The organism is Pseudarthrobacter quantipunctorum (assembly GCF_045291495.1).
Lineage (GTDB): Bacteria > Actinomycetota > Actinomycetes > Actinomycetales > Micrococcaceae > Arthrobacter > Arthrobacter quantipunctorum.
This window is the reverse complement of record NZ_CP148033.1, coordinates 2,385,507-2,411,225: the sequence shown is the minus strand read 5'-3', so window position 1 is coordinate 2,411,225 and position 25,719 is coordinate 2,385,507. Positions and strand designations below refer to the sequence as shown.

The window sequence follows — 25,719 nt, the reverse complement described above, 5'->3', positions numbered from 1 at the left end:
GCAGCAAGAGCAGCAGCGCAAAAAGCCCTGCCTGGCCACAATGGCCAGGCAGGGCTTTTTTACTGCTGCCGGATCAGGACTCCAGGGTCGCGTCCAGGGTGATGTCGATGCTGGCCAGGGCGCCGGAGACGGGGCAGCCCACCTTGGCCTCGCCCGCAATCTTCTGGAATTCCTCCTCGGAAATGCCGGGGACCTTCGCGGACATGGTGAGGTGGCTGCCGGTGATCCCCGTGCCGGGAACGAACGTCACGTCAGCCTTGGTGCGGACTTCCTCCGGCGTGTGGCCGGCCTTGTCGAGCTCGTTGCTGAAGGCCATGGAGAAGCACGCGGCGTGGGCTGCGGCGATGAGTTCTTCCGGGCTGGTCTTGCCGTTGGCCGCTTCGGTGCGGGCCTTCCAGGTGACGTCGAACGTGCCCAGGCCTGAGGTGGCCAGGCTGGTGGTGCCGGAACCTTCCGTCAGGTTGCCGTTCCATACTGCGTTTGCTGAACGTGTTGCTGCCATGTTCACTCCTCAGGTCGATGTGTACCGGGGCAGGCTGCTGCCTGGACCCCGCCGTCTCCCATCCTAGGGACAACACCCGCGGCATGCACCGGCTGTCCGCTGTCAGAGGATTATGACCAGGGCATTAAACAACGACGGCGACGCCCCCGCGTAGGGAAGCGTCGCCGTTGTGCTTTATCGCACGGACCTGCTACTGCCAGAGCGTCGCGATGGCGATGTTCAGCAGCGCGAGTCCGCCTACGCCGTGCGCCAGGCCTGCGCTGATGTCCTCGCCCTTCTTGTACTTGCGGCGGCCAATGAAGGCGAGCACGCCGACAGCAAGGGCCACCGCGAACTTGATGCCGAGCTTGAAGTAGTTGGCGTCCATGTCCAGGGCCGGGATAAGCCCCATCAGGGCGACGCCGGTCAGCAGCTGGAGCATGGCGCCGTCGAATTGGCGGGGATGGACGGTGGGCTTCTTCATCTGGCCGATCCAGATGCCCACGATCATGGCTGCGCCAATGATGTGCAGGAAGACCACAATGTTATAGACGATGTTCATGGGACCAGTGTAGCCATTTCTACCAGCCGTAGTAGCTGGCTCAGGCGGGTGCCCCGTCCGCCGTGCTCCACGGGCCGGCGCCCGCAGCAGCACCCGGATGGTTAAACGACGACGGCGGTGCAGGCCGTCCGGCAGGTTTCCCGCCGTTGCCTGCGCCGCCGTCGTGCGCGTTGTGGCTGTTACAGCCCCAGGTCCGCTTCGAAGGCGCCTTCTTCAAGGCGTGCCTTCAGGGTCTGGAGGAAACGGCCGGCGTCCGCGCCGTCCACCAGGCGGTGGTCGTACGTCAGGGACAGGTACATCATGGATCGGATGGCGATCGAATCGTCACCGTTCTCATCTGCAACCACCACGGCGCGCTTGACGATGGCGCCGGTGCCGAGGATGCCCACCTGCGGCTGGTTGATGATCGGGGTGTCGAACAGGGCCCCGACCGATCCGATGTTGGTGATGCTGAACGTGCCGCCGGACAGCTCGTCCGGGCCGATCTTGCCATCGCGGGTGCGGCCGGCGACGTCGGCGATCTTGCCCGCCAGTCCGGCCAGGTTCAGGCTGCCGGCGTCGGAAATGACCGGAACCAGCAGGCCCTTGTCGGTGTCCACGGCGATCGCCAGGTGCTCGGCGTTGTGGTACGTGATCTCCTGCTTGTCCTCGTCGTACGCAGCGTTGAGCTTGGGGTGCTGCTTGAGGGCCTCGGCGACGGCCTTGGCGATGAAGGGCAGGAAGGTCAGCTTGACGCCGTTCTGTGCCTGGAAGGAGTTCTTGGCGCGGGCGCGGAGCTTGGCGACCTTGGTCATGTCCACTTCGTGGACCTGGGTCAGCTGCGTGGAGACCTCGAGGGATTCACGCATGCGGCGGGCGATGACCTGCCGGATGCGCGGGGCCTTCTGGGTGGTGCCGCGCAGCGAGGAAGCCGCCTGGCCGGCGGACGCGGAGGCTGCCGGGGCGGAGGCTGCCGGAGCGGCAGCGGGAGTTGCCTTTGCCTCGGCGGCGGCGATGACGTCCTGCTTGCGGATGCGGCCGCCGACGCCGGTGCCGGAGAGGGAGGTGATGTCCACGCCGTGCTGGTTTGCCAGCTTACGGACCAGGGGAGTCACATAGCCGGACTCGGATCCGCCTGCAGCTTCGGCGGAAGCCGGCGCTGCTGCGGGAGCCTGGGGAGCGGGCGCAGCCTTGGGGGCTTCCTGCTTGGGTGCTTCCTGGGCGGGAGCGGCCTGCGGTGCGGGTGCCTCAGCCTTCGGCGCTTCGGCTTTGGGCTCTTCCTTGGCCGGTGCCTCGGTGGAAGGGGCTTCGGCCGGGGCGGCTGCAGCGCCTGAGCCGATGACGGCAAGGACGGATCCCACCTCTGCGGTCTCGTCCTCGTTGACGCGGATTTCCTGGAGGGTACCGGCCACGGGGGAGGGAATTTCGGTGTCGACCTTGTCGGTGGAAACCTCCAGCAGGGGCTCGTCCACCTCCACGGCGTCGCCTACGGCCTTGAGCCAGCGGGTGACGGTGCCTTCGGTAACGCTCTCGCCGAGGGCCGGTAGGGTGACCTCGTTGCTTTCGCCGCCGGCAGCCGGTGCCTCTGGTGCGGACGCTTCCGGCGCGGGTGCTTCTGCGGGGGCGGGCGCCTCGGTGGAGGGAGCTTCGGCAGGAGCCGGTGCCTCCTCGGCGGCCGGTGCCTCTTCCGCGGGGGCCTCTTCGGCGGGTGCGCCTCCGCCGGAACCGTCTCCAATCCGGACCAGGGGAGCGCCAACTTCGGCGGTCTCGTCCTCGGCCACGAGGATTTCCTCAATCACGCCAGCTACAGGAGAGGGGATTTCAGTGTCGACTTTGTCGGTGGAGACTTCGAGCAGCGGCTCGTCCACCTCTACCCGGTCACCTACCTGCTTGAGCCAGCGGGTGACGGTTCCTTCGGTGACGCTCTCACCGAGGGCGGGCAAGTTAACGGATTCAGACATGTCGTCCCCGTTCTCCTTATTGATCTTTAGTGCGGATGAATGCTGCCTGTTGGCCAGCCTAGTGCACCCGGCATTCCGTGCCGGGCGCACCAGGCCCTTGGGTGTTGGGGGAGACTAGCCGTGAAGCGGCTTGCCCGCGAGTGCCAGGTGGGCTTCGCCCAGGGACTCGTTCTGGGTGGGGTGGGCGTGCAGCAGCTGGGCCACATCCTCCGGGTACGCTTCCCAGTTCACGATCAGCTGGGCTTCGCCCACCTGCTCGCCCATGCGGGCGCCGATCATGTGGACGCCCACCACGGGGCCGTCCTTCTGCCGGACCAGCTTGACCAGGCCGGAGGTGCCCAGGATGGAGCTCTTGCCGTTGCCCGCGAGGTTGTATTCCTGCGTCTGCACCTGGTCCTCGCCGAACTTCTCCTTAGCGGCCTTTTCGGTGTAGCCCACGGTGGCGATCTCCGGCTCGGAGTAGGTGACCTTGGGGATGTTGATGTCCTCGACCACCACAGGCTTCAGGCCGGCGATTTCCTCGGCCACGAAGATGCCCTGCTGGTAGCCGCGGTGCGCCAGCTGGACGCCGGGTACGATGTCGCCCACGGCGTAGATGTTGCCGACGCCCGTGTGGAGGCGCTCGTTGGTGATGACGAAGCCGCGGTCAATGGTGATGCCCGCTTCCTCGTAGCCCAGGTTGGCGGTGACGGGACCGCGGCCCACGGCGACCAGCAACAGGTCAGCCTCGAACGTCTTGCCGTCCACCAGGGTGACCTTGACGCCGTCGTCATTCTGCTCGACGCCCTGGAAGAACACACCGGTGGAGAACTTGATGCCGCGCTTCTTGAAGGCACGCTCGAAGTTCTTGACGATGGTGGCGTCCTCGTTGGGGACCAGCGAAGGCAGGCCCTCCACGATGGTGACGTCCACGCCGAAGGACTTCCACACCGAGGCGAACTCGACGCCGATGACGCCGCCGCCCAGGATGATGGCGCTCTTGGGGATGAAGTCCATGGTCAGGGCCTGGTCGGAGGTGATGACCTTGCCGCCGAGCTCCAGGCCGGGAAGGGTGCGCGAGTAGGAACCGGTGGCCAGGACGATGTTCTTGCCCTTGTAGGCGGTGCCGTTCACCACGACGGTGTCGTTGCCCTGGAGCTTGCCTTCACCCTCGATGACGGTGATGCCCTTGGACTTGATGAGTCCCTGCAGGCCCTTGTACTTGCCGGCGATGATGCCGTCCTTGTACGCGTTGACGGCGTTGATGTCGATGCTGTCAAGGGTGACGTTCACGCCGTACTTGGCGGAGTCGCGGGCGTGGTCGGCCAGTTCCGCTGAGTGCAGGAGGGCCTTGGTGGGGATGCAGCCGTTGTGGAGGCAGGTGCCGCCCAGCTTTGCCTTCTCCACGAGGCCGACGGTGAGGCCAAGCTGTACTGCCCGGAGCGCGGCGGCGTATCCGCCGCTGCCGCCACCGAGTACCAGGATGTCGAATTCTTGCGCAGTTGCCTGATCGGCCACTAAAACGCTCCCTCGCGTGAACGATGACGCGGTCCTGCGCATCATCTGGTCTTGGAACTTGCACTGCCGTGATTATGCCAGCAGGCCGATTCTCTTGCATTTGTGACTACCGTGGTTCACCTTAGCGAACCACTTATCCATGCTCCACCCTGGCACCACGTTTGTGGAGCGCTTGTGTCGAGTGTCACGCGGCTTTGTGGCACAGGGATCACCGGTCCCGCAAAGCCGCGTGACAGCATGCCGGAGGCGCGGCCAAAGGGGTCAGGCTGCAGCCAGGATGTCCTCCACGTACGCCACCAGGGTACGGACCGTGCAGCCCGTTCCCTGCTTGTGCGTGTAGCCATAGGGGCTCCCGTTGTTAAAGGAGGGCCCGGCGATGTCGATGTGGGCCCAGGGGATCTGTTCCCCGTCCTTGCCCTTACCCACGAACTCGCGGAGGAAAACGGCGGCAGTCATCATGCCGCCGTGGCGTTCGCCGATGTTGGCGAGGTCGGCGACCTGCGAATCGAGGCTGGGGCGCAGTTCTTCTGGGAGCGGCATGGGCCAGACGAGTTCGCCGGCCCGGTCTGCTGCTGCCTTGAGGGGGCCCGTCACGCTGTCCGATCCCATGACGCCGGCGGTCCGGTTGCCCAGGGCGATCAGCTGCGCGCCGGTGAGGGTGGCTACGTCGATGATGGCATCCGGGTACTCGCGGCTGGCGGCGACGATGCCGTCGGCCATCACCAGGCGGCCTTCGGCATCGGTGTTCAGGACCTCAACGGTCTTGCCGCCGAACATCGTGAGGACGTCAGCCGGGCGGGAAGCGGCACCGGAGGGCATGTTCTCGGCGATGCAGAGCCACGCGGTGGCCTTGACCGGCAGGCCAAGTCCCGCGAGGGCCAGGACAGTATTAAGGACGACGGCGGCCCCTGCCATGTCGCTCTTCATGTCGCCCATGCCGAGGGCGGGCTTGATGGAAATGCCGCCGGTGTCGAACGTGATGCCCTTGCCCACAAGCGCGATCTTCGAGGTTGCCTTGGCCGGGGAGTACTCCACCTTCACCAGGCGGGGCTGGCGTGCGGACCCCTTGCCCACACCCATGATGCCGCCGAAGCCTTCCTTCTCAAGGCGCTTCTCGTCCCAGACGGTCACTTTGACGGGCAGGCCCTTGGCCAGGTCCTTCGCAGCCTCGGCGAAGGTCTCCGGGTAAAGGTGGCTGGGCGGCTGGTTGACCAGGGACCGGGTGGCGTTGACAGCCCTGCCGATCAGCGTGGCCCGCTTGAGGACTTCGTCCAGTTCCTTCTGGCCGGCCAGTTCAGTGAAGATCACGGCGTTGCGGACGGGGTCCTTCAGGCCGTCCTTGGAGGAGCGGAACTCGCTGAAGGAGTAGGCCCCCAGTGCGGCACCTTCAGCCACGGCCTCAACATCGGCGAGGGACGCCGTCGGAAATGCCAGGGCAACGGTCGCAAGGCCGGCGAGCTGGCGGACGGCGGAACCTGCTGCCCGCCGCAGGGCTTCCCCTGCCAGGGGCTGCGAGGCTGACACCTTGCCCACGCCCGCCAGGACCAGCACGCCCGCGCCGGTCTCAGGCAGGCCCGGCAGGCGCACCAGCTGGTCGGCGGCGCCCGTGATACCGAGGGCCTTGAGGGAATCAGCCAGCGCCTCGGCGGACCGGGCGGTCAGCGGGTTGTCCAGGAGGACGGGCCCGTCCGCACCCTGCCCCACACCTATGACGACGGCGTCACTGGGGCTTTTCTTCAGGTCCCGCGAGAGGGTACTAAGGTTGATTTCAGTATTCTTGACCACGCGGATCAGTCCTCGATTCTCGAAAGATGTTCGGGCAGGGGTGCATGTTCGGCGCTCTGCCATGGTTGCCCGGGTACGGCCGTTCGGAACGCAGTCCGGGTGTCTGCGGGCCCGCCTGGCAGGCCAGTTCCGATCGTAGCCCGTCCGTGTCTGAGCTGGTGAATTTCGTGAGAGGTGCGCCACAGCCGGCGCCGGAATGCCCGGCTGTCCCGGGGCGTTGTACAGAATGTCCACCCGCACCCATGAAAGGAACATGCCGTGCTTGAACGGATCTCCGGCTCCCTGCTGGACCCCGATGCGCTCTATGCGAGCAACATCGAGCTGTTCCACAGCCCTGAACTCCGCGGGCTGAACCTGGTGATGGGCTTTACCGGATTTGCCGACGCCGGCCACGTGGTGAAGCAGATCAACGCCGAACTGCTGGATTCCCTCGATGCGGAGCCGGTGGCCGTCTTTGATGCGGACCAGCTCATTGACTACCGCTCGCGCCGGCCGCACCTGACGTTCGTGGAGGACCACCTCCAGGATTACCAAGAGCCCCGGCTGGCCCTGTACCGGCTGGTGGACGGGCTCGGCAAGCCCTTCCTGCTGCTGGCAGGGTTCGAACCGGACCTGCAGTGGGAGAGGTTCGCGCGCGCCGTGGTGGGCATCGTGGAGAAACTGGACGTGAACCTGGTGACCTGGATCCATTCCATCCCCATGCCCGTTCCCCACACCCGGCCGGTGGGCGTGACGGTACACGGCAACCGGCCCGAGCTGATCGAGGGCATCTCCGTCTGGAAACCGACAGTTGAAGTCCCCGCCGCGGTGGGCCACATCCTGGAACTCCGGCTGGTGGAGGCAGGACGCAACGTGGCCGGCTACGTCATCCACGTTCCGCACTACCTGGCGGAGGCGGAATACCCCACCGCCGCCGTCGCAGGCCTTGAATACCTGGGTGCCGCCACTTCCCTGATGCTGCCCTCGGACAGGCTCCGTGAAGCAGGCCGCGAGGTAAGCCGGCAGATTGCGGAGCAGATCGACGCCTCCGAGGATGTCCAGCAGGTGGTGTCGCGGCTGGAGGCCCGCTACGACGAAAAGGCCGAGGGCACGGTGCGCCGGTCGCTCCTGGCCGACGAGAACGATGAGCTGCCCAACGCCGACGACCTCGGCGCTGCAGTGGAGGCGTACCTGGCCAGGGAGAACCCGGGCCAGTAAGAGACTGGACCGATAAAAGCCTGCGGCGTCCGCCCGGCATAATGAAGTGGTGACTGCACCCCGCGCCTGGATCATCTGGACCATCGGAATCTTCGGGTACCTAGTGGCCGTGGCGCAGCGGACGTCCTTCGGCGTGGTGGGGCTGGAAGCCACCGAGCGCTTCCAGGCCAGCGCGTCAGCCATCTCCTTCTTCACCGTCCTTCAGCTCCTTGTCTACGCAGGTCTCCAGATTCCCGTGGGGCTGCTGGTGGACAGGTTCGGCTCCCGTGCAATGATCGCCGGCGGCGCAGTACTTATGGGCCTGGGCCAGCTCCAGCTCGCCTTCGCCGACAGCATCCCCGGGGGAGTGGCCGGCCGGGTCCTGGTGGGCGCCGGGGACGCCATGACGTTCATCTCCGTGATCCGCCTGATCCCGCTCTGGTTCGCTCCCGCCCGGGTACCCCTGGTAACCCAGCTGACCGGCATGTCCGGCCAGCTCGGCCAGCTGTTCAGTGTCATACCCTTTGCGTTCGTCCTGCATCTCGCCGGCTGGACCCCGGCGTTCCTCATGCTGGCCGGGATGTCAGCCCTCGCCGTCGTCCTTACCCTGGTGCTGCTGCAGGACGTCCCGCGGGGAACCGCGCGCCCGCACGCCCAGCAGGGGCTTCGGGCCACCGGAACGTCGCTTGCCCGCGCCTGGCGCCAGCCGGGGACGCGCCTCGGCCTCTGGAGCCACTTCACCATCCAGTTCAGCGGCACCGTGTTCGCCATGACCTGGGGCTACCCGTTCCTGCTCTCCGGGCAGGGCCTGGACGCCGGAACGGTTGCGGCCCTGATGGCCCTCTACGTCGCCGCAGCGATGGCGGTGGGGCCCTTCATCGGCCGGTTCGTTTCCCGCCACCCGCTGCGGCGTTCCACCATGGTCCTGCTCATCGCCGGCGCAACCGCCGCCGCGTGGGCTGCCGTCCTGCTGACCCCCGGCCGCGCACCTCTGTGGATGCTGGCCGGCCTTGTGGTGGTGCTGGCCGTCGGCGGCCCGGGATCCATGATCGGCTTCGACTTCGCGCGCACCTTCAACCCTGCGCACCGGATCGGTACGGCCACGGGAATCGTCAACGTGGGCGGGTTCATCGCCGCCCTTGTTGCCATCTTCCTGATCGGCTTGGTGCTGGACATCCTGTTTGCCAGCGGCTTCTCCCAGGGCGTCCTCTACGGCCTGGATCCCTTCCGCATCGCCCTGAGCGTCCAATTCCTGCTGCTGGGGTTCGGGGCGGCAGCCATGCTGGTCTGCCGGCGCAAAGTGCGGCGGCAGATGGCCGCCCAGGGCGTGGTTGTTCCGCCGCTGCGCAGCGCGCTGGCCCGCCAGCGGCGCGAAAACCTTGCCCGGCGGCGCGGGTCCGCACTCCCCGACGAATGACACTGGTCCTCCACAGGCCGGTGCAGGCGCCGGTTTCCACATAACAGCGGCCCGCACTGTCAAGCGGGCCTTGGTCCGCGAATGCTGGAGCCATGACACCTCCAGAACGGCTCACAGTCCGCGGCCCGGAAGACATCCTGGGTTTCATTCCCCACTCGCTGGGATACTGGCCGGCGCAGAGCCTCGTGGCCATGACCCTGCAGGGCAAGAGTCTTGGCGCCACCCTGCGGCTGGACCTGCCGGGACGCGAAGTCCTGGCCTCACCGGCACAATTCCTGCTGGCCGTCCGGCGCTACCTGGAGGCGGACAAGGAGGCTGACGGCACATTGCTGGCGTTCTTCACCAGCAATGGCAACGCGTCCTCGCCGTCCCGGTATGACGGTCTGCTGGCCGGCCTGGACTCCATGCTGGAAAGGGCTGGGATGCCGGTCCGGGAAGCCTGGTACGTCGGCGAGGATTTCTGGCGGGAGGCGTGGTGCATGGATGCTTCATGCTGTCCGGTGCCGGGCCGCCCCGTCCAGCAAATCCGTGACAGCATGCTCAACACCGAGATGGTGTACCGCGGAAGCAGCGTTGGCCCGCAGCCGGAGGAGCAGCTGCCGTCCGTGCTTCCGGTTTCAAGCCTCCACCTCGCTGCCGTCCGCGAGGCTGAAGCCGCGTGGTCCGCGCAACTGGACCTTCGCCGGGCAAGCAGGCCGCAGTTCGATGCGGTCCTCGGGCTCTGGTGGGCATTGCTGAGCCGCCCCCAGGGGGAAGCCTGGGTGCCTGAAGCGGACCGCGACGGATTCCTGCGGGCGTCGTTGCTGGTCCCCGCTTACCGGGATGCCCTGCTGATGATGGCGGCAGCAGGCGTCCGGGCTGCCGAAGCCGGCGCCGGACAGGGCGGGCTCTTCCGGGGCGGGTGCCCCCTGGACCCTGTAGCGCCCCAGGAGCACTTGCCGGGCGCCGGAGCATCCGCGGACGGGCTGCAGGGCGGAGCAGTGCAGGAAGAACTGTGGGGGCAGGAAGAACTGTGCGGGCAGGGAATGCCCGGTGCGGGCCTACCCGCCTATGGCGACGTCCTGATGGGCGTTGCCCCGGCCGCCCCGGACTGGGACCGGCTCAACGCCCTGGACCTGGCCCTGGAGCAGCTTGCCGCAGCGGGCGGACGGGCGGCGGCCGCAGCGTTCACGGGCAGGGGCTGGATTGCCTGGTGCCGGGGACGCGGCTCCTATTCGGCGGCTTATCTCCGGCAGGCCCTTGAAGCGGAACCCGGATACCGCCTCGCGGAACTGTTGCTGGAACTTGTCCGGCGCGGAACACTGTGCGGCTGGGCGGCGCGCCGGGAAGCCGCCTGGCAGAAGTTCGGCCCGGATGCGGCGTGACGGCCGCCGGAAGAATACCGGCGGCGGCGGGTGGGACAGGACCGGCGGGTCCGCCGCGGGCGGGCGAATGACGGGGAGGCCCGATTCGGGGAAAACATGAGACAATGGAGGCCGAGACCCGGTTGGGTCCGTGTATTGAGCGCACATTGGTGAACCCTCCGGGGAACATAACAGCGGCTCCGGCAGTTGTCTTAACAGACTCTGCAGGCCGTGGTGGCGCTTGGTTTTCACCACGGACTTGACAGGGTCATAGTGGTGTTGCCCGTATGGTGATTCCACAGACCACCGCTAGAAAGGTTTTCTGTGACCCCGTCTTCCACGAAGAAGGACCCCGCCGCCCAGGACGAACTGTCCGCCGAGGAGAAGCATGCGGCGACCAACGCCAAGCGTGCGGCTACGCGGGCAGCCAACAAGGCGTCGGCCGGTGCGGCAGCAGCGGACGGCAAGCCCGAGCCCAAGAAGCGCGGCCCCAAGCCCGGCGCGAAGGCAGCAGCTGCGAAGTCCGCTGCCGGTGACACTGACGACGCAGAAGAAGTCGAGGAAGACCTCGACGACATCGTCCTCGAAGGACCCGAAGTCATTGAGGAGGACGCCGAGGCCGATCCCGCCAAGGCGGTCGCCGGCTCAGGCAAGGGCTTTGTCTACTCGGACGCTGACGACGACGACGCCCCCGTCCAGCAGGTCATGTCCGCCGGAGCCACGGCCGACCCCGTCAAGGACTACCTGAAGCAAATCGGTAAGGTGGCACTGCTCAACGCCGAGCAGGAAGTGGACCTTGCCCTCCGGATCGAAGCCGGGCTGTTCGCCGAAGAGAAGATCAACGCGGACGACGGTTCCATGGATCCGAAGTACAAGCGCGAGCTTGAATTCATCATCCATGACGGCAAGCGGGCCAAGAACCACCTCCTCGAAGCCAACCTCCGCCTGGTGGTCTCGCTGGCCAAGCGCTACACCGGACGCGGCATGCTGTTCCTGGACCTGATCCAGGAAGGCAACCTGGGCCTCATCCGTGCGGTGGAGAAGTTCGACTACACCAAGGGCTTCAAGTTCTCCACCTACGCCACCTGGTGGATCCGGCAGGCGATCACCCGCGCCATGGCCGACCAGGCCCGGACTATCCGTATCCCGGTCCACATGGTCGAGGTCATCAATAAGCTGGCCCGCGTCCAGCGGCAGATGCTCCAGGACCTGGGCCGCGAACCCACGCCCGAAGAGCTGGCGCTCGAGCTGGACATGACGCCCGAGAAGGTTGTCGAGGTCCAGAAGTACGGCCGTGAGCCCATCTCGCTGCACACGCCGCTTGGCGAGGACGGCGACTCCGAATTCGGGGACCTGATCGAGGATTCCGAGGCCGTCGTGCCTGCGGACGCCGTGAGCTTCACGCTCCTGCAGGAACAGCTGCACTCGGTCCTGGACACCCTGTCCGAACGCGAAGCGGGGGTTGTGGCCATGCGCTTCGGCCTGACCGACGGACAGCCGAAGACTTTAGACGAAATCGGCAAGGTCTACGGAGTAACGCGTGAGCGCATCCGCCAGATCGAATCGAAGACGATGTCCAAGCTCCGCCACCCCTCGCGGTCGCAGGTTCTCCGGGACTACCTCGACTAAGAACCAGAACATCTGGAGAAGCGGCCTGCCGGCTGCCTGCCCTTCGCGGGTGCGGCAGCGGGCAGGCCGCTTTTGCGGTTCCCGGGAGATGTACGGAGCAGGAACAGGTGCCCCTGGCTGGGTCCCGGCGGCCGTCCTCCAGGGAGTGGGCTTAAACGAATTGGGACCCCACCTTCCGGTGGGGTCCCAACAGCTTGGGGGAAGCTAGTCGATTGCTACGGCTGCCTTCTCGTGAAGCTTGCCCGTCTCATCGTGCCAGTCGGAGCTCAAGGGCTTCAGAGTCGCCTCGACTGCACGGGCGTGGTGGCCGCAGAAGAGCAGCTCACCGCCGGAGGACTCCAATACAACCCGGACATAGGCCTGAGCTCCGCAACGATCGCACCGGTCCAGTGCATTGAGTGTGCGGTCTGCCACTGCTGTTGTCATGTCGGCCTCCTTAGTAGATCAGTACGTCTATATAACCAGCATTCGTAACAAAACCATCGCAAGGATGGGGCAAGTTCGCTGTGCGCGTATCCGCAATGTTGGCTCAAGAACGTCCAAGCAGCGTTAGGGGGCGCCGACGTGGCGCGGTCCACACCCTCCTTAAGGTGTGGCAGCCGGACCGCAGGCGCCGCGCCGACTACCCTAGAGGAAGCGACCCCAGCCCGCTGTCTTACGTCCCTGAAGGAGCTCACCACCAGTGGCACCAAGTTCTGATTACACTGCCCGGCACCTGTCTGTACTGGAGGGCCTGGAGGCCGTCCGCAAGCGCCCGGGCATGTACATCGGTTCCACCGACTCCCGGGGCCTCATGCACTGCCTCTGGGAAATCATCGACAACTCCGTTGACGAGGCGCTGGCCGGGTTCGGCCACGACATCAAGATCATCCTGCACTCGGACAACTCCGTGGAGATCCACGACGACGGCCGCGGCATTCCCATCGACAAGGAACCCAAGACGGGCCTGACGGGCGTCGAGGTGGTCTTCACCAAGCTGCACGCGGGCGGCAAGTTCGGCGGCGGCTCCTACACGGCCTCAGGCGGTTTGCACGGCGTGGGCGCGTCCGTGGTCAATGCCTTGTCCTCCCGCCTGGACGTCGAAGTGGACCGGGGCGGGAAAACCTACAAGATGTCCTTCCGCCGCGGCGAACCCGGGCGCTTCAAGGACACCGGCTCCAAAACGGATCCCGCCGCACCCTTCACCCCGTTCGTTGACGACTCGGTCCTCGACGTCGTGGGCAAGGCCAAGCGCGGCGTCACGGGTACCCGGATCCGCTATTGGGCCGACCGGCAGATTTTCACCCCGGATGCGAAGTTCTCCTACGAGGAACTCGCCGCCCGCGCCCGGCAGACCTCCTTCCTGGTTCCCGGCCTCAAGCTGACGGTGCGGGACGAGCGGAGGGTCCCGGGAACCCCCGGCGAGGCGGGAGCCCACGAAGAGGTGTTCCATCACGACGGCGGCATCTCGGAATTCGTCGAGTTCCTCGCCGCCGATCCGGCAGTCACCGATGTGTGGCGGCTGCACGGCTCCGGAAAGTTCAAGGAGACGGTTCCCGTCCTGGACGAGCGCGGGCACAGCCAGCTTGCCGAGGTGGAGCGGGACTGTGAGGTGGACGTCGCGCTGCGCTGGGGGATCGGTTATGACAGCACGGTCCGCAGTTTCGTCAACATCATCTCCACGCCCAAGGGCGGAACCCACCAGTCCGGATTTGAGCAGGCCCTGGTCAAGACCTTCCGCAAAGCCGTGGAAACCAATGCCCGCAAGCTCAAGGCCGGCAACGACAAGATCGAAAAGGACGACATTTTCGCCGGCCTGACCGCCGTCCTGACGGTACGGCTGGCCGAGCCGCAGTTCGAAGGCCAGACCAAGGAAATCCTGGGCACATCGGCCGTCCGCGCCATCGTGGCCAGGGTGGTGGAGCGCGAGATCAGTGCCAAGATCAGCTCCGCGAACCGCAACGACAAGGCCCAGTCCGCCCTGCTGCTTGAAAAAATCGTCAGCGAGATGAAGTCCCGCATCTCGGCCCGCGTGCACAAGGAAACCCAACGGCGCAAGAACGCCCTGGAAACCTCCTCCATGCCCACCAAGCTGGCCGATTGCCGCACGGACGACGTCGGACGTTCCGAACTGTTCATCGTGGAAGGCGACTCGGCGCTCGGAACGGCCAAGCTGGCCCGGTCCTCCGACTTCCAGGCACTGCTGCCCATCCGCGGGAAGATCCTCAATGTCCAGAAGGCGTCCGTGGGGGACATGCTCTCCAACGCCGAGTGCGCCGCCCTGATCCAGGTGGTGGGGGCGGGATCGGGCCGCAGCTTCGACCTCGCGGCCGCCCGCTACGGCAAGGTCATCCTAATGACTGATGCCGACGTCGACGGCGCGCATATCCGCACGCTGCTGCTGACTCTATTCTTCCGCTACATGCGCCCCATGATCGAGGAGGGCCGCGTCTTCGCTGCGGTCCCGCCGCTGCACCGGGTGGAGGTCATCAACGCGGGCCAAAAGGCCAACGAAATGATCTACACCTACTCGGAGGCGGAACTCCACGTCCTGCTGGGCCGGCTGGCGAAGGAGGGCAAGCGGTACAAAGAGCCCATCCAGCGCTACAAGGGCCTGGGCGAGATGGACGCGGAGCAGCTTGCAGAGACCACCATGGATCCCCGCCACCGGACGCTGCGGAAGGTGGGCATCGAGAACGCCAAGCAGGCGGAGGAGATCTTCGACCTCCTGATGGGCTCGGACGTTTCCCCGCGCAAGGACTTCATCATTGCGGGCGCCTCAAGCCTGGACCGGGAGCGCATCGACGCCTGACGGCCGCAGGCGCCAGGACAGGTGTCGGCGCGGGCGCCGGCATGGGCGTCGGCGCCGCAAGGGGAGGACGACGGCGGGACTCAGCCCAGCAGGCCGGGCACCACGAGCAGGGCGGTGGGCAGCGCCAGAAGCAGCACGGAGCCCGCCATAACCATGCTGCGGACCGGCGCCGGCAGCTCGGGCCGGGGCGAGAGCAGCCTGCTGACCCGTGAGGCGGTGGTCCGGGCGGAGTCCGCGCCGGACGTGCCGGCGGCGGCGTCGAGTCCGGAGAGCGCCAGGCTGGAAACCTCCTGCCGGAGCTCCGCGCCGCCGGTGCTCCCGGCCGAGCCGCTGGCCACAATGGCGATGGCCTTGATCAGCGTGGCCTTGCTTTCAGTCTTAAGCGCGACGTCGTCGGCCAGCATCTCGATCAGCGAGTTCACGGATTCCTGGGCGAGTCGGGTGGTTGGCAGCCAGGGCAATGCCTGCCGCCAGGCGGCGAAGGCCCACAGCAGCAGGTGGTGGCGCTGGCTCAGGTGGGCGTTCTCATGAATCAGGACCGCACGGAGTTCTGCCGGCTCAAGGGCCGCCATCAGGCCATCCGAAAGGACGGTCACCGAACGGGCGCCGCCGGGAAGGCAGTACGCCACGGGGTAGTTGTGGCTGATGACCAGGGTTCCCGTGCCCTCAGCGGACGGCGAGGCCAGCAGGGACAGCAGTTCGCGGTGCCGCCGCCGCTGGCGCTCAATCTTGTAATAGGTCAGCAGGAGCGTGAACACCAGGTGGGCGGTGAGCAGCGCCGCCGCGGACAGGGCGAAAATATGCCAGAAACCCAGAGCCGTGGTGGGGGCGTTGTACAGCACCATGCCCGCCAGCGCCCGCAGGCCTGCGATCAGGTTGTCCCCGATCGGCTCCAGGCCGTACACCAGCATCGCGCCGATCATGGACAGCCCGCCGGCCAGCGCTATCGCCTGCCACAAAATCATGGCAGTGAACGGTGAGCGGGCGGGCCACTGCGCCCGTGAGAGGAGGACAGGCACCGGCCACGCCAGGACTATCGCAAGGACCGCCAGCAGGTACGAGGCCCAGAACATGGTCCGCTAGAGGTGGCCAAGCAGTTTGCGCAGAGTCTCGGCTTCGCCCTCGGACACGGACCCGATAAAGCGGGCCAACACTGCCTCGCGGTCCGGAGCCGAGCCCAGTACCTCGTGCATCAGCTCGGCGGTGTGGTCCTCGCGGCTCGAAACAGCCTGGTAGCGGTGCGGACGGGTGCCGCGTTCGCGCTCCACCAGGCCCTTCTTCTCCAGCCGGGACAACACGGTGAGCACGGTGGTCACGGCAAGTTCCTTGCCCTCGTGGCCGGCCGCGCCGCCCTGCCCTGCGGAGGTCTGCGCGAGCCTGTCCCGCAGGGTGTTGGCTGTGGCTGCTTCCTGGCCCGCCCAGAGCAGATCCATCACTGCCCGTTCCAGTTCACCAAGACTAGCCATTGCACTTTTCCTTTGTTCCCCGCGCCACCGCCGCCCGTGCGGCGGTGACTGCATGCATTGTTTGAACTACAACCTCCAATTTACCCGGTTTTCCCGCGACTTTCTACGTTGGGTAGAACACGTGGCGCGATGCCGCCCTTGCCTGGCGTGGCGGGGGAGTGGAAGCTGGTTTTTACACCGCTGCCGACGTTGTTCTACACTCGGTAGAAGTTGGAGTTCTACAAAACGTAGAAGATCCGCATCCGCCGACACGAGGGACCGCCTTGGACGCTATGGACGCGCTGGAAATCGCACGCTGGCAATTCGGTATCACCACCGTTTACCACTTCATGATGGTCCCGCTGACCATTGGCCTTGGCCTGGTTGTCGCGGTCATCCAGACCGCCTGGCACCGCACGGGCAACCCCGAATACCTGCGGATGACCAAGTTCTGGGGAAAGCTGTTCCTCATCAACTTCATCATGGGCGTGGCCACGGGCATCGTCCAGGAGTTCCAGTTCGGCATGGCCTGGAGCGAATACAGCCGGTTCGTGGGCGACGTCTTCGGTGCGCCCCTTGCCCTGGAAGCGCTGCTGGCGTTCTTCGTCGAATCCACCTTCCTGGGCCTGTGGATCTTCGGCTGGAAGCAGCTCAAGCCCGGCATCCACCTGGCGTGCCTGTGGATCGCAGTAATCGGGTCAGTCTTCTCGGCCTACTTCATCATCGTCGCCAACAGCTGGATGCAGCACCCTGTGGGCGTGGAGATGGTCGACGGCCGGCCGGTCATGACCGATGCGTGGGCCGTCTTCACCAACAACACCGCACTCGTCGCGGTTCCGCACACCCTCTTCGGCGCCCTCGCAGTGGCCGGCGGCTTCCTGCTGGGCATCGCCTGGTACCACCTTTGGCGGAGGCGGCGCGACGGCGTCGACACGGTGGGTGCCGACGGCAAGGTGATCCCGGGGGAAGCGGAGGATATTCCCGGCCGCGACCGCGACGACCACAAAGTCTGGCTCCGGTCCCTGCGCATCGGCGCAGTGGTGGCCATGATTTCCTTCGCCGGCACCGCCCTCACCGGGGACCTCCAGGGCAAACTGATGTTCGAACAGCAGCCCATGAAGATGGCCGCAGCGGAAGCCGCCTGCCATGACGGCACCGGCTTCTCCGTCCTGAGCATCGGCAACCTCGGTTCACAGGACTGCGATGACATCGTTGCCCTGATCGAAGTACCGGGCATCCTCTCCTACCTGGCGAAGGGCGACTTCACCACCGAAGTCCAGGGCGTCAACAGCCTCCTGCCCCAGTACAAGGAGGCCTACGGGACCCACCTGCCGGACAACCCCATCTACGGCGAACGCGCCGGCCAGGAAATTGATTACCTTCCCGTCATGGAGGTCACCTACTGGGGCTTCCGAATGATGATCGGCTTCGGCGGACTCGCCGCCCTGGCAGCCCTCGTGGCGCTGTGGATCACCCGGAAGGGGACCGTTCCCGAATCCCGGTGGCTCATGCGGCTCGCCGTGTTCGGCATCCTGGCGCCGTTCGGGGCCAACGCGGCCGGCTGGATCTTCACCGAGATGGGCCGCCAGCCGTTCGTGGTGGCCCCCAACCCCGATCCCAGCGGCATCGACCAGGTGTTCATGTTCACCGCCGCCGCCGTTTCACCGGGGGTCACTGCGGGAGAGCTGCTGGCCTCGCTGGTCACCCTGACGGCGGTCTACGCAGTCCTGCTGGTGGTTGAGGTCAAGCTGCTGGTGAAGTACATCCGCGGTGGAGTGGTCTCCGCCATGCCGGAGCTGGTCCATGCGCCGGCCGACGAAAACGAGGACGCCACCCCCGGATCCGGTGGCCCCGGCGGCGGCAAACCCGGCGACGACGTCCTGGCCTTCGCCTACTAAGCCGCGCACGAAAAAGCAGAGGAAACAAAGAAATGGAACTGCTGCCAACCGTCTGGTTCATTGCCATTGCGGTGCTGTGGACCGGGTACCTCTTCCTGGAGGGCTTCGACCTCGGCGTCGGAATGCTCATGAAGCTTTTCGCCCGCAACAACACCGAGCGCCGTGTCCTGCTCAACACCATCGGTCCCGTCTGGGACGGGAACGAGGTCTGGCTCCTGACGGCCGGCGGCGCCACGTTCGCCGCCTTCCCGCTCTGGTACGCCTCCCTGTTTTCGGCCCTTTACCTGCCGCTGCTGGTGGTGCTTGTTGCCCTGATTTTCCGGGCGGTTGCCTTCGAGTACCGGGGCAAGGTGGACACCGACCAGTGGCGTGCCCGCTGGGACTGGGCCATTGCGCTGGGATCCTTCTTCGCGGCCTTCGGCGTGGGTGCAGCGCTGGCGCTTACCACCACAGGCCTGCCTTTGAACGCCAATGGCGACCGCGAGGGAGGCCCGCTCGCGTGGTTCAGCGGATACGCCGTGCTCGGCGGCCTCGCCGTCGTGGGCTTTTCGCTGCTCCATGCCCTGGCTTTCCTGGCACTGAAGACCGACGGCGACGTGCGGCACCGGGCACGGGCCTGGTTCGTGCGCCTGCTTCCCGTCCTGCTCCTGCCCATCGCGGCCTGGGCGCTCAGCATCCAGTTCCTGGACGGCAAGCCCTGGACCTGGGCCCTTGTCCTGCTGGCTGTTGCCGCCGCTGCCGCAGCCTGGGTGTGGGGCCGCAGGGGAGCGGAGGGCAAGGCCTTTTCCGCCCTTGGAGCGTTCCTGGCCCTGGGATCGGCTTCGATTTTTGCCGCGGTGTTCCCGGTGGTTCTGCCGTCCACCCTCAACGAGGCCTTTGACCTCACCGTTTCCAACGCCTCCTCCTCCGAATACACCCTGGGGCTCATGAGCGTGGTGGCGGCCTTCGGGCTTCCCCTTGTCATCGCCTACCAGGCCTGGACCTACTGGGTGTTCCGCCGCCGCGTCAGTGCAGCGCACATCCCGGAGGCCCACAGCTTCCTGCCGGCCATCGCCGCCAGGGCTTTCACAACGAAGGGCTGACATGCGGCCAAGTTTCCCTCCCGGCCCGGCCACCCGCTCGGCCATCTACCTGCTCGGCCTGCTGGCAGCCCTGAAGGCCCTGTCCCTGGTCCTGATGGGCCAGGCCGTGGCGTCGGTGCTGGCCGGTCTGGTGGCGGGGGATCCGGACTGGGCAAGCCAGGTTACCTTGGGGCTGGCCGGAGCGGTCCTGCGGTCCCTGACGGTCTGGGGCCAGGCCGTTGCTGCCCGGCGGGCCGCCCTTGGCATCAAGGAGGAACTGCGGGCCGGGCTGCTAGAACGGGCGCTGCGCAACGGCGCCAGGGGAACCGGCCCTGCCGACGGCGGGCTCGCCGTCCTGGCAACCCGTGGACTGGACGCACTGGACAACTACTACACCCAGTTCCTCCCCGCACTGGTGAACTGCGCGGCCATCCCGCTGCTGCTGGGAGCACGTATCCTCTTCGCGGACTGGGTCAGCGCGGTGGTGATTGTCCTGACGGTACCGCTGGTGCCGCTCTTTATGGTGCTCATCGGCCGGTACACGGAGGACAACGTCCGTGAAGCGCAGGCTGCCCTGGGGAGGCTGTCCGCCCACATGCTGGAGCTGGCAAAAGGCCTGCCGGTCCTGGTGGGGCTCGGACGGGCCACGGCCCAGCGGAAGGCCCTCGAGGAGATTTCCGAGGAATACCGGACCCGCACCATGGGAACCCTGCGCACCGCTTTCCTCTCAGCGCTGGCACTGGAACTGATCGCCACGATCTCCGTCGCCGTCGTGGCGGTATTCATCGGCGTCCGGCTGGTGCACGGGGACATGCCGCTCGAGGCAGGCCTGCTGGCACTGATCCTGGCCCCGGACTGCTATCTCCCGCTGCGTGAACTGGGCACCGCCCACCACGCCAGCGACGACGGGCGGGTGGCCCTCGCGGAAACCACCGCGGTCACCGAAGCCCCCGAACCCCGGCCGCTGCCCGCTGCCAGGGCGGGACGGCCCGGCGCCCCGGTTACCGTCACAAACCTGGCCGTTGACTACAGCGGACGGTCCGGCCCCGCCGTCGGCCCCCTTACCTTCACCGCGCCGCAAGGCAGGATCACTGCCTTGGACGGAGCCAGCGGCGCAGGAAAAAGCACGGTCCTGGGCGTGCTCGCGGGAACCATTGGGGACGGAGCCGGCACCACCGTCACCGGCACCATCCAGGGCCTTGACCGCGATGCGCTGGCCTGGGTGCCGCAGCATCCGGTGATGCTCGCGGAAACCGTCCTGGGCGAGGTGCTGCTGTACCTTACCGGGGATATCGAGGGCTCCCGCGGCCACGCAGGGATGGAAGCCGCAGCCCGCGCATGCCTGGCCCGCGCCGCCGCCGGCCACCTGGCCCACCAGCACCCCGCGGAGCTGAGCCCCGGCGAACTGCGGAGGGTGGCACTCGCCAGGGGGCTTGCCCGGATAGAAGCCGGCGCAACGGTCCTGCTGCTCGATGAACCCACAGCCCACCTGGACGATGCCTCGGCCATGGTGGTTGAGGACGCGATCCGCCACCTCCGCGGACGCGTCACCGTCATCCTGGTGGCGCACAACGGGCGCACCCGCAACCTGGCCGACCACCTGGTGCCCGTGGCTGCCCACGCGGAGCCTGTCCACCCCGAGCCTGTCCGGACAGGGCCTGTCCGGGCAGGGGAACCAGGCCTGCGGGCCATGGTGCACCCTGCCGCCGCAGGGATTGCGCCCGGCGCTGAAACGTCCCTTGGCGGCACGGCTGCGGGCCCGCAGCAGGCCGGGCCGGCCTTCGGAACTGCCCCGGCCCCCGGTACTGCCCCGGCCCCCGGTACTGCCCCGGCCTCCGGCACCATTGCCGGTGCCCCCGGCGCGTCCGGAGACCGGCAGCCGGCAGCCAGGCTCCTTGCGGCGCTCCTGGCGCCGGTCCGCGGCAAGTTCACGGCCGCCGCCGCCGTGGGCATCCTGGCGGCCGTCTTCGCCGTCGCGCTGTCCGGCCTGTCCGGCTGGCTGATCATCCGTGCCAGCGAGCAGCCGCCCATCCTGTACCTGCTGACGGCCATCGTCGGCGTACGGTTCTTCGGGATCGGGCGGGCCGTGCTGCGCTACTGCGAGCGGCTCCTGCTCCACGACGCAGTGTTTGCCGCCCTCACCCGCCTCCGGGGACGTCTCTGGGAATCCCTGAGCCGCAGGGCCCTCGCGCTCCGCCGCCTGCTCCAGGGCGGCAACGTCCTGGGGACGGTCATTGACGACGTCGATACCGTCCGCGACCTCCTGCCCCGCGTTGTGCTGCCGCCGGTCACCGCGCTCGCAGTGTCCGCGCTGGCCCTGGCCACCACCTGGTTGCTGGTCCCGGATGCGTTCCCGGCCGTGCTGGCCGCCGCGGCAGCGAGCCTGTTCCTGGCCCCGGCGGTGGCGCTGTGGGCTGACCGGAAATCCGCCAGTGCCGAGCAGGTCCTCAGGTCCGGGGTCCTGCACCGGATTTCGGCAGCCCTTGATGCCCGCGCGGAACTGCATGCCAACGGTGTTGCGGCTCCGGTGCTGGCCGGACTGCGCTCCCAGGACCGCAGAGCCACCCGGGCGTCCCAGCGGTCAGCCTGGGCCGACGGCCTGGGGCACGCAGTCACCACCGCCTCCTGCTGCGCGGCGGCGTTCGCAGCCGCCTGGCTGGCTGCTCCCGCCGTGCTCGAAGGCCGGATTGCCCCGGCAACGGCTGCGGTGGTGGTGCTGCTGCTCCTCGCGCTGGTGGAACCCTACGCAGCCATGACGACGGCGGTGCGCCAGTTCCCGGCGCTGCGGACAGTCATGCGCCGCGTGGCGGCCTCCGGCGCCCTGGACGCCGCCGCGGAAGGCGCCCCGGATGACGGCCTGCACAAGGTGCCTGCCCGGCGCAACGGTGCTCCCGGCGTCGAACTTGTTGACCTGGCCGTGGCCTGGCCCGGCGGCGCTCCCGTGTTTTCAGGGCTCAGCGCTGTTGCGGAACCCGGCCGGTGGCTGGCTTTCACCGGGCCATCGGGTTCCGGAAAGTCCACTCTGCTCTCGGTCCTGCTGGGCTTCCTTCCTGCCGCGGAGGGTAGCGCCAGTGTGACCGGCCGGGCCGCGTGGTGTCCGCAGGAAGCCCACCTTTTCGACTCGACCATCCGCGGCAACCTTCTGCTGGGCAGGCCCCCCGCGAGCGGCCCGTCAGGGGACGGGGAGCTGCTGGACGTACTGGCGTCTGTGGGACTGGCAGGCCTGGTGGAGCGCCTGCCGGCCGGCCTGGACACCAGGATCGGTCCGGGCGGGGCGTTCCTGAGCGGGGGAGAGCGCCAGCGCCTGGCCGTGGCGCGCACGCTGATGACGGGCGCGGAGGTGATCCTGCTGGATGAGCCAACAGCGCACCTTGATGCTGAATCGGCCCAGGCCATGCTGGCCGACCTGCGCGCGGGGCTCGAGGCACGGACCGTGGTGCTGGTGACCCACAACCCGGCTGACATACACCCGGAGGACGCGCGGCTGGTGCTGGCCGGTTCCGGGAACGCTGGGGGCGCGGGACGGGCCGAAGCGCCGGCCTACGCCGTAGTGGCTGAAGGTGCTCAGCCGTCCACGTCGTGAAGGTGGTGGACAACGTCATGCAGGAAGTACTGGGCCAGCGTCAGGACGGTGAACTCCGAACCGTTGCTGCGCAGCCCCTTCCGCCCCCATTCTGATTCCCGGACGCCGGCGAAGGACTCCGCCGCCTGCTTCCCCTCAGCCGTCAGCTCCGCGCTGACGACCGCCGGATCCGCGTTGGCGTAGTCCTTGTCGATGGCCGTCTGGTCCTGGTCCCAGTTCTCGAAACGCGCGTCATCCGAATCGAGCATAAGGTTCAGCCGCTGGTCAAAGAGGCTGAAGACGTCCCGGACATGGCAGGCATACTCCAGCGCAGACCAGGTGTCCCCGTTGGGCCGTTCCGCCACGTCCGGCCTGCGCAGCACGGCACGCCAGCGGGGCAGCATGTTCTCGATGCTCCCCGGAACGGTGGAGGGCGTCACCGTTGCGGCGTCGAACGAGCATTCCGGGCAGGGACGGGTCAGGACCCAGGTCCAGTCCTTCTCATCAGGCACGATAGGCATGCAAGCAGTCTATGGCCGGATCAGGCAGTCTGGGCGGGGTCGGCCCACGCCATGGCGGGACCCACCACATCCACCGGCTGCGACAACGGGACGCCAGAGCCGTCCCGCCGGCCATGCTCCTGCGGCAGGGACCTTGCAACCCCGGCGGCTGAGGCGGCCTTGGCCGGGCCGTGCCCCGCCCAGGCCAGCAGCAGCGTGTCTTCGCCCTTCAGGAAACGGTGTGCCCGCACGCCGGCGGTTGCGCGTCCCTTGACGGGGTACTCGGAGAACGCCGTGACCTTCGCCGTTCCCGGGGCAGTCCCGGGAAGGGCGCCTGTTGTCCCGGCGATGGTTACCACCACTGCGGCCTCGTCCTGGGGCTGGACCGCGCCGAAGAACAGCACCCGGTCACCGGCCGCCAGCTTGATTCCCGCCATGCCGCCGGCCGTACGGCCCTGCGGGCGAACGCCGGCCGCTCCGAACTTCAGCAGCTGGGCCTGGCTGGTCACGAACACCAGTTCGGCATCATCAGCTCCCGCCGGCACCACGTTGACCACGAAGTCCTTGTCCTTGAGGGCTATGACCTCCCAGTCCTCCCGGTTCAGGGGGTAGTCCGGCTGCACCCGCTTCACCACACCCTGGGAGGTGCCGATTGCCAGCACTTCGTCAAGCGGCACGAACGCCACCAGGGTTTCCCCCTTGAGCAGGGTAAGGAAGTCCTTGGCCGGAACCCCGCCGGCGAGGTTGGGCAGGCCGGACATGGGCGGCAGCACCGGCATGTCCATCACCTGGAGGCGCAGCATCCGCCCCAGCGAGGTGACCGCCGCGATCTCGCCGCGCGCCGAGGTTTTCACCACGGAGGTGAACACATCGTGTTTCGCCCGGGGGCCCGCCTCCGCCAGCGGCTCCTGGTTGCTGGTGCGGGCAACCTGTCCCGAGGTGGTCAGGATGGCCCAGCAGGGATCGTCGGCGATTTCCAGGGCGAGCGGCGCCGCCTTGCCCTTCTTCCCCGCCGCCAGGGCAAGATCGGCAGCCACCGTCGGTGCCACGGCTTCGGATTCCAGCAGGACGGTGCGCCGCGGAGTTCCATGCTCCTCGGCGATTTCGCCCAGTTCGTCGGACACCAGGGTCCGGAGCCGCTCCTCGGAGCCCAGGATCGCCTCGAGCTCCGCGATCTCGCGGCGCAGCTCGTCCTGCTCCTTCTCCAGCTCGATCCGGGAGTACTTCGTCAGCTGGCGCAGCCGGAGTTCCAGGATGTAATTCGCCTGGATTTCCGTGAGGTCGTAGATGGACATCAGCCGGGCCCGTGCCGCTGCCGCCTCATCGGAGGAGCGGATGATCTGGATGACCTCGTCGATATCCACGATGGCGATGAGGAGGCCCTCCACCAGGTGGAGGCGGTCCTTCTTCTTGCCCAGCCGGAACACCGTCCGGCGGCGGACAACGTCGATCCTGTGGTTGACGTAGACGGTCAGCAGCTGCACCAGGCCCAGGGTCTGGGGCTGGCCGTCCACCAGGGTGACGTTGTTGATGCCGAAGGAGTCTTCCATAGGCGAGTAGCGGTACAGCTGCTGGAGGACGGCATTCGGGTTGAAACCGTTCTTGAGCTCGATGACCAGCCGCAGGCCGTGCTTGCGGTCGGTCAGGTCCACGATGTCGCTGATGCCGGTCAGCTTCTTGGCGTTGACGGCGTCCTTGATCTTCTCGATGACCTTCTCCGGGCCCACCATGTAGGGCAGTTCGGTGACCACCAGGCCGGTCCGCCGCGCGGACAGCTGTTCCACCTCCACCTTGGCCCGGGTCTTGAACGATCCACGTCCGGTGGCGTAGGCGTCGCGGATGCCGTCCAGCCCCACGATCCGCCCGCCGCTGGGCAAGTCAGGGCCCGGCACGAACCGCATGATGTCATCCAGGGTGGCGTCCGGGTGGGCAATCAGGTGCCGTGCGGCGGAGATGACTTCCACCAGGTTGTGCGGGGCCATGTTGGTGGCCATGCCCACGGCAATGCCGGTGGCCCCGTTGACCAGCAGGTTGGGGAACGCGGCCGGAAGGACATCCGGCTGGGTGAGCTGGTTGTCATAGTTGGGGACGAAGTCCACCACGTCTTCGTCGAGGTGGTTGGTGAGCGTCAGGGCGGCCGCCGCGAGCCGCGCTTCCGTGTAGCGCGGGGCCGCGGGGCCGTCGTCGAGCGATCCGAAGTTGCCGTGCCCGTCAATCAGGGGCAGCCGCAGCGAGAAGTCCTGCGCCATGCGCACCATGGCGTCGTAGATGGCGGTGTCGCCGTGCGGGTGCAGCTTGCCCATGACCTCGCCCACCACGCGGGCACTCTTCACATGGCCGCGGTCCGGGCGCAGACCCATGTCGCTCATCATGTAGAGGATGCGCCGCTGCACCGGCTTGAGCCCGTCGCGCGCGTCCGGAAGCGCCCGGGAGTAGATCACCGAATAGGCGTACTCCAGGAAGGAACCTTCCATTTCGGAGGTGACATCGATGTCCACGATGTTCTCCGTGTAGGGGGTGGTGTCTTCGGGCGGGGCTGAACTTTGGCGGCGGGCCATGGGGTTGGTAAATCCTTCTGCAGAGCTGTGCAATGGGTTTGTTGAGCGCAAGCGGCGGTGCTGCGGGAGTTTTT

The 25,719-nt window shown here is 67.2% G+C and carries 18 protein-coding genes; 8 read left to right on the top strand and 10 right to left on the bottom strand.

Annotated features, from left to right (window positions below; genetic code table 11):
* Window positions 1-73: 73 nt before the first annotated feature.
* The 5 genes from WHH00_RS10955 to WHH00_RS10935 all read right to left on the bottom strand — a co-directional run bounded on the left by WHH00_RS10955 (window position 74) and on the right by WHH00_RS10935 (window position 6,265).
* Entirely contained in the window at window positions 74-502 is a 429-nt protein-coding gene (locus WHH00_RS10955) for an OsmC family protein (RefSeq protein ID WP_406632726.1), read from the bottom strand.
* A gap of 190 nt (window positions 503-692) precedes the next feature.
* Window positions 693-1,043: a hypothetical protein gene (locus WHH00_RS10950; protein ID WP_406632724.1), complete on the bottom strand. Its 351-nt coding sequence runs from the start codon at window positions 1,041-1,043 to the stop codon at window positions 693-695.
* A gap of 179 nt (window positions 1,044-1,222) precedes the next feature.
* Window positions 1,223-2,983, bottom strand: coding sequence for a 2-oxoglutarate dehydrogenase, E2 component, dihydrolipoamide succinyltransferase (gene sucB / locus WHH00_RS10945; RefSeq protein WP_406632722.1), 1,761 nt, complete (start codon window positions 2,981-2,983; stop codon window positions 1,223-1,225).
* A gap of 114 nt (window positions 2,984-3,097) precedes the next feature.
* The gene (lpdA, locus tag WHH00_RS10940) at window positions 3,098-4,480 is read right to left on the bottom strand and encodes a dihydrolipoyl dehydrogenase (protein WP_350002224.1); all 1,383 of its coding nucleotides are present in this window, start codon (window positions 4,478-4,480) and stop codon (window positions 3,098-3,100) included.
* Window positions 4,481-4,741: 261 nt separating this feature from the next.
* A complete protein-coding gene (locus WHH00_RS10935; RefSeq protein WP_406632719.1) occupies window positions 4,742-6,265 on the bottom strand; it encodes a leucyl aminopeptidase in 1,524 nt (507 codons plus the stop codon).
* A 258-nt stretch (window positions 6,266-6,523) separates the two neighbouring features.
* Between WHH00_RS10935 and WHH00_RS10930 the strand changes: the two genes are divergently transcribed.
* The 4 genes from WHH00_RS10930 to WHH00_RS10915 all read left to right on the top strand — a co-directional run bounded on the left by WHH00_RS10930 (window position 6,524) and on the right by WHH00_RS10915 (window position 11,830).
* Window positions 6,524-7,462: a PAC2 family protein gene (locus WHH00_RS10930; protein ID WP_350002226.1), complete on the top strand. Its 939-nt coding sequence runs from the start codon at window positions 6,524-6,526 to the stop codon at window positions 7,460-7,462.
* Window positions 7,463-7,511: 49 nt separating this feature from the next.
* Entirely contained in the window at window positions 7,512-8,858 is a 1,347-nt protein-coding gene (locus WHH00_RS10925; RefSeq protein WP_406632717.1) for a nitrate/nitrite transporter, read from the top strand.
* A 92-nt stretch (window positions 8,859-8,950) separates the two neighbouring features.
* On the top strand, window positions 8,951-10,222 hold the full coding sequence (locus WHH00_RS10920; protein WP_350002228.1) for a DUF4192 family protein: 1,272 nt from the start codon (window positions 8,951-8,953) through the stop codon (window positions 10,220-10,222).
* A gap of 303 nt (window positions 10,223-10,525) precedes the next feature.
* Window positions 10,526-11,830 carry an RNA polymerase sigma factor gene (locus WHH00_RS10915; protein ID WP_406632714.1) on the top strand — a complete coding sequence of 435 codons (1,305 nt, stop codon included), beginning with the start codon at window positions 10,526-10,528 and terminating at the stop codon, window positions 11,828-11,830.
* A gap of 204 nt (window positions 11,831-12,034) precedes the next feature.
* Here the strand turns inward: WHH00_RS10915 and WHH00_RS10910 are convergent, their stop codons facing one another.
* Complete coding sequence (locus WHH00_RS10910; protein WP_406632712.1) at window positions 12,035-12,256, bottom strand: hypothetical protein; 222 nt, start codon at window positions 12,254-12,256, stop codon at window positions 12,035-12,037.
* A gap of 256 nt (window positions 12,257-12,512) precedes the next feature.
* Between WHH00_RS10910 and WHH00_RS10905 the strand changes: the two genes are divergently transcribed.
* Entirely contained in the window at window positions 12,513-14,621 is a 2,109-nt protein-coding gene (locus WHH00_RS10905; RefSeq protein WP_406632709.1) for a type IIA DNA topoisomerase subunit B, read from the top strand.
* An 80-nt stretch (window positions 14,622-14,701) separates the two neighbouring features.
* Here WHH00_RS10905 and WHH00_RS10900 read toward each other — a convergent pair whose 3' ends face one another.
* Together WHH00_RS10900 and WHH00_RS10895 are read right to left on the bottom strand one after the other, a co-directional pair.
* The gene (locus WHH00_RS10900) at window positions 14,702-15,694 is read right to left on the bottom strand and encodes a M56 family metallopeptidase (RefSeq protein ID WP_406632707.1); all 993 of its coding nucleotides are present in this window, start codon (window positions 15,692-15,694) and stop codon (window positions 14,702-14,704) included.
* A 6-nt stretch (window positions 15,695-15,700) separates the two neighbouring features.
* On the bottom strand, window positions 15,701-16,087 hold the full coding sequence (locus tag WHH00_RS10895) for a BlaI/MecI/CopY family transcriptional regulator (RefSeq protein ID WP_013600699.1): 387 nt from the start codon (window positions 16,085-16,087) through the stop codon (window positions 15,701-15,703).
* A 272-nt stretch (window positions 16,088-16,359) separates the two neighbouring features.
* On the opposite strand from WHH00_RS10895, the gene WHH00_RS10890 reads away from it, so the two are divergent.
* From WHH00_RS10890 to cydD, 3 genes are read left to right on the top strand one after another with little or no spacing between them, the layout of a single operon-like run.
* Window positions 16,360-17,964, top strand: a complete 1,605-nt coding sequence (locus WHH00_RS10890) for a cytochrome ubiquinol oxidase subunit I (RefSeq protein ID WP_406638568.1) — start codon at window positions 16,360-16,362, stop codon at window positions 17,962-17,964.
* 32 nt (window positions 17,965-17,996) lie between these two features.
* Window positions 17,997-19,046, top strand: a complete 1,050-nt coding sequence (gene cydB, locus WHH00_RS10885) for a cytochrome d ubiquinol oxidase subunit II (protein ID WP_406632705.1) — start codon at window positions 17,997-17,999, stop codon at window positions 19,044-19,046.
* Window position 19,047: 1 nt separating this feature from the next.
* Complete coding sequence (gene cydD / locus WHH00_RS10880) at window positions 19,048-22,608, top strand: thiol reductant ABC exporter subunit CydD (protein ID WP_406632703.1); 3,561 nt, start codon at window positions 19,048-19,050, stop codon at window positions 22,606-22,608.
* Here cydD and WHH00_RS10875 read toward each other — a convergent pair.
* Both WHH00_RS10875 and WHH00_RS10870 read right to left on the bottom strand, forming a co-directional pair.
* The gene (locus WHH00_RS10875) at window positions 22,590-23,108 is read right to left on the bottom strand and encodes a DinB family protein (protein WP_406632701.1); all 519 of its coding nucleotides are present in this window, start codon (window positions 23,106-23,108) and stop codon (window positions 22,590-22,592) included. The genes cydD and WHH00_RS10875 overlap by 19 nt on opposite strands.
* 20 nt (window positions 23,109-23,128) lie before the next feature.
* Window positions 23,129-25,645, bottom strand: coding sequence for a DNA topoisomerase (ATP-hydrolyzing) subunit A (locus WHH00_RS10870; protein WP_406632699.1), 2,517 nt, complete (start codon window positions 25,643-25,645; stop codon window positions 23,129-23,131).
* Window positions 25,646-25,719 lie beyond the last annotated feature (74 nt).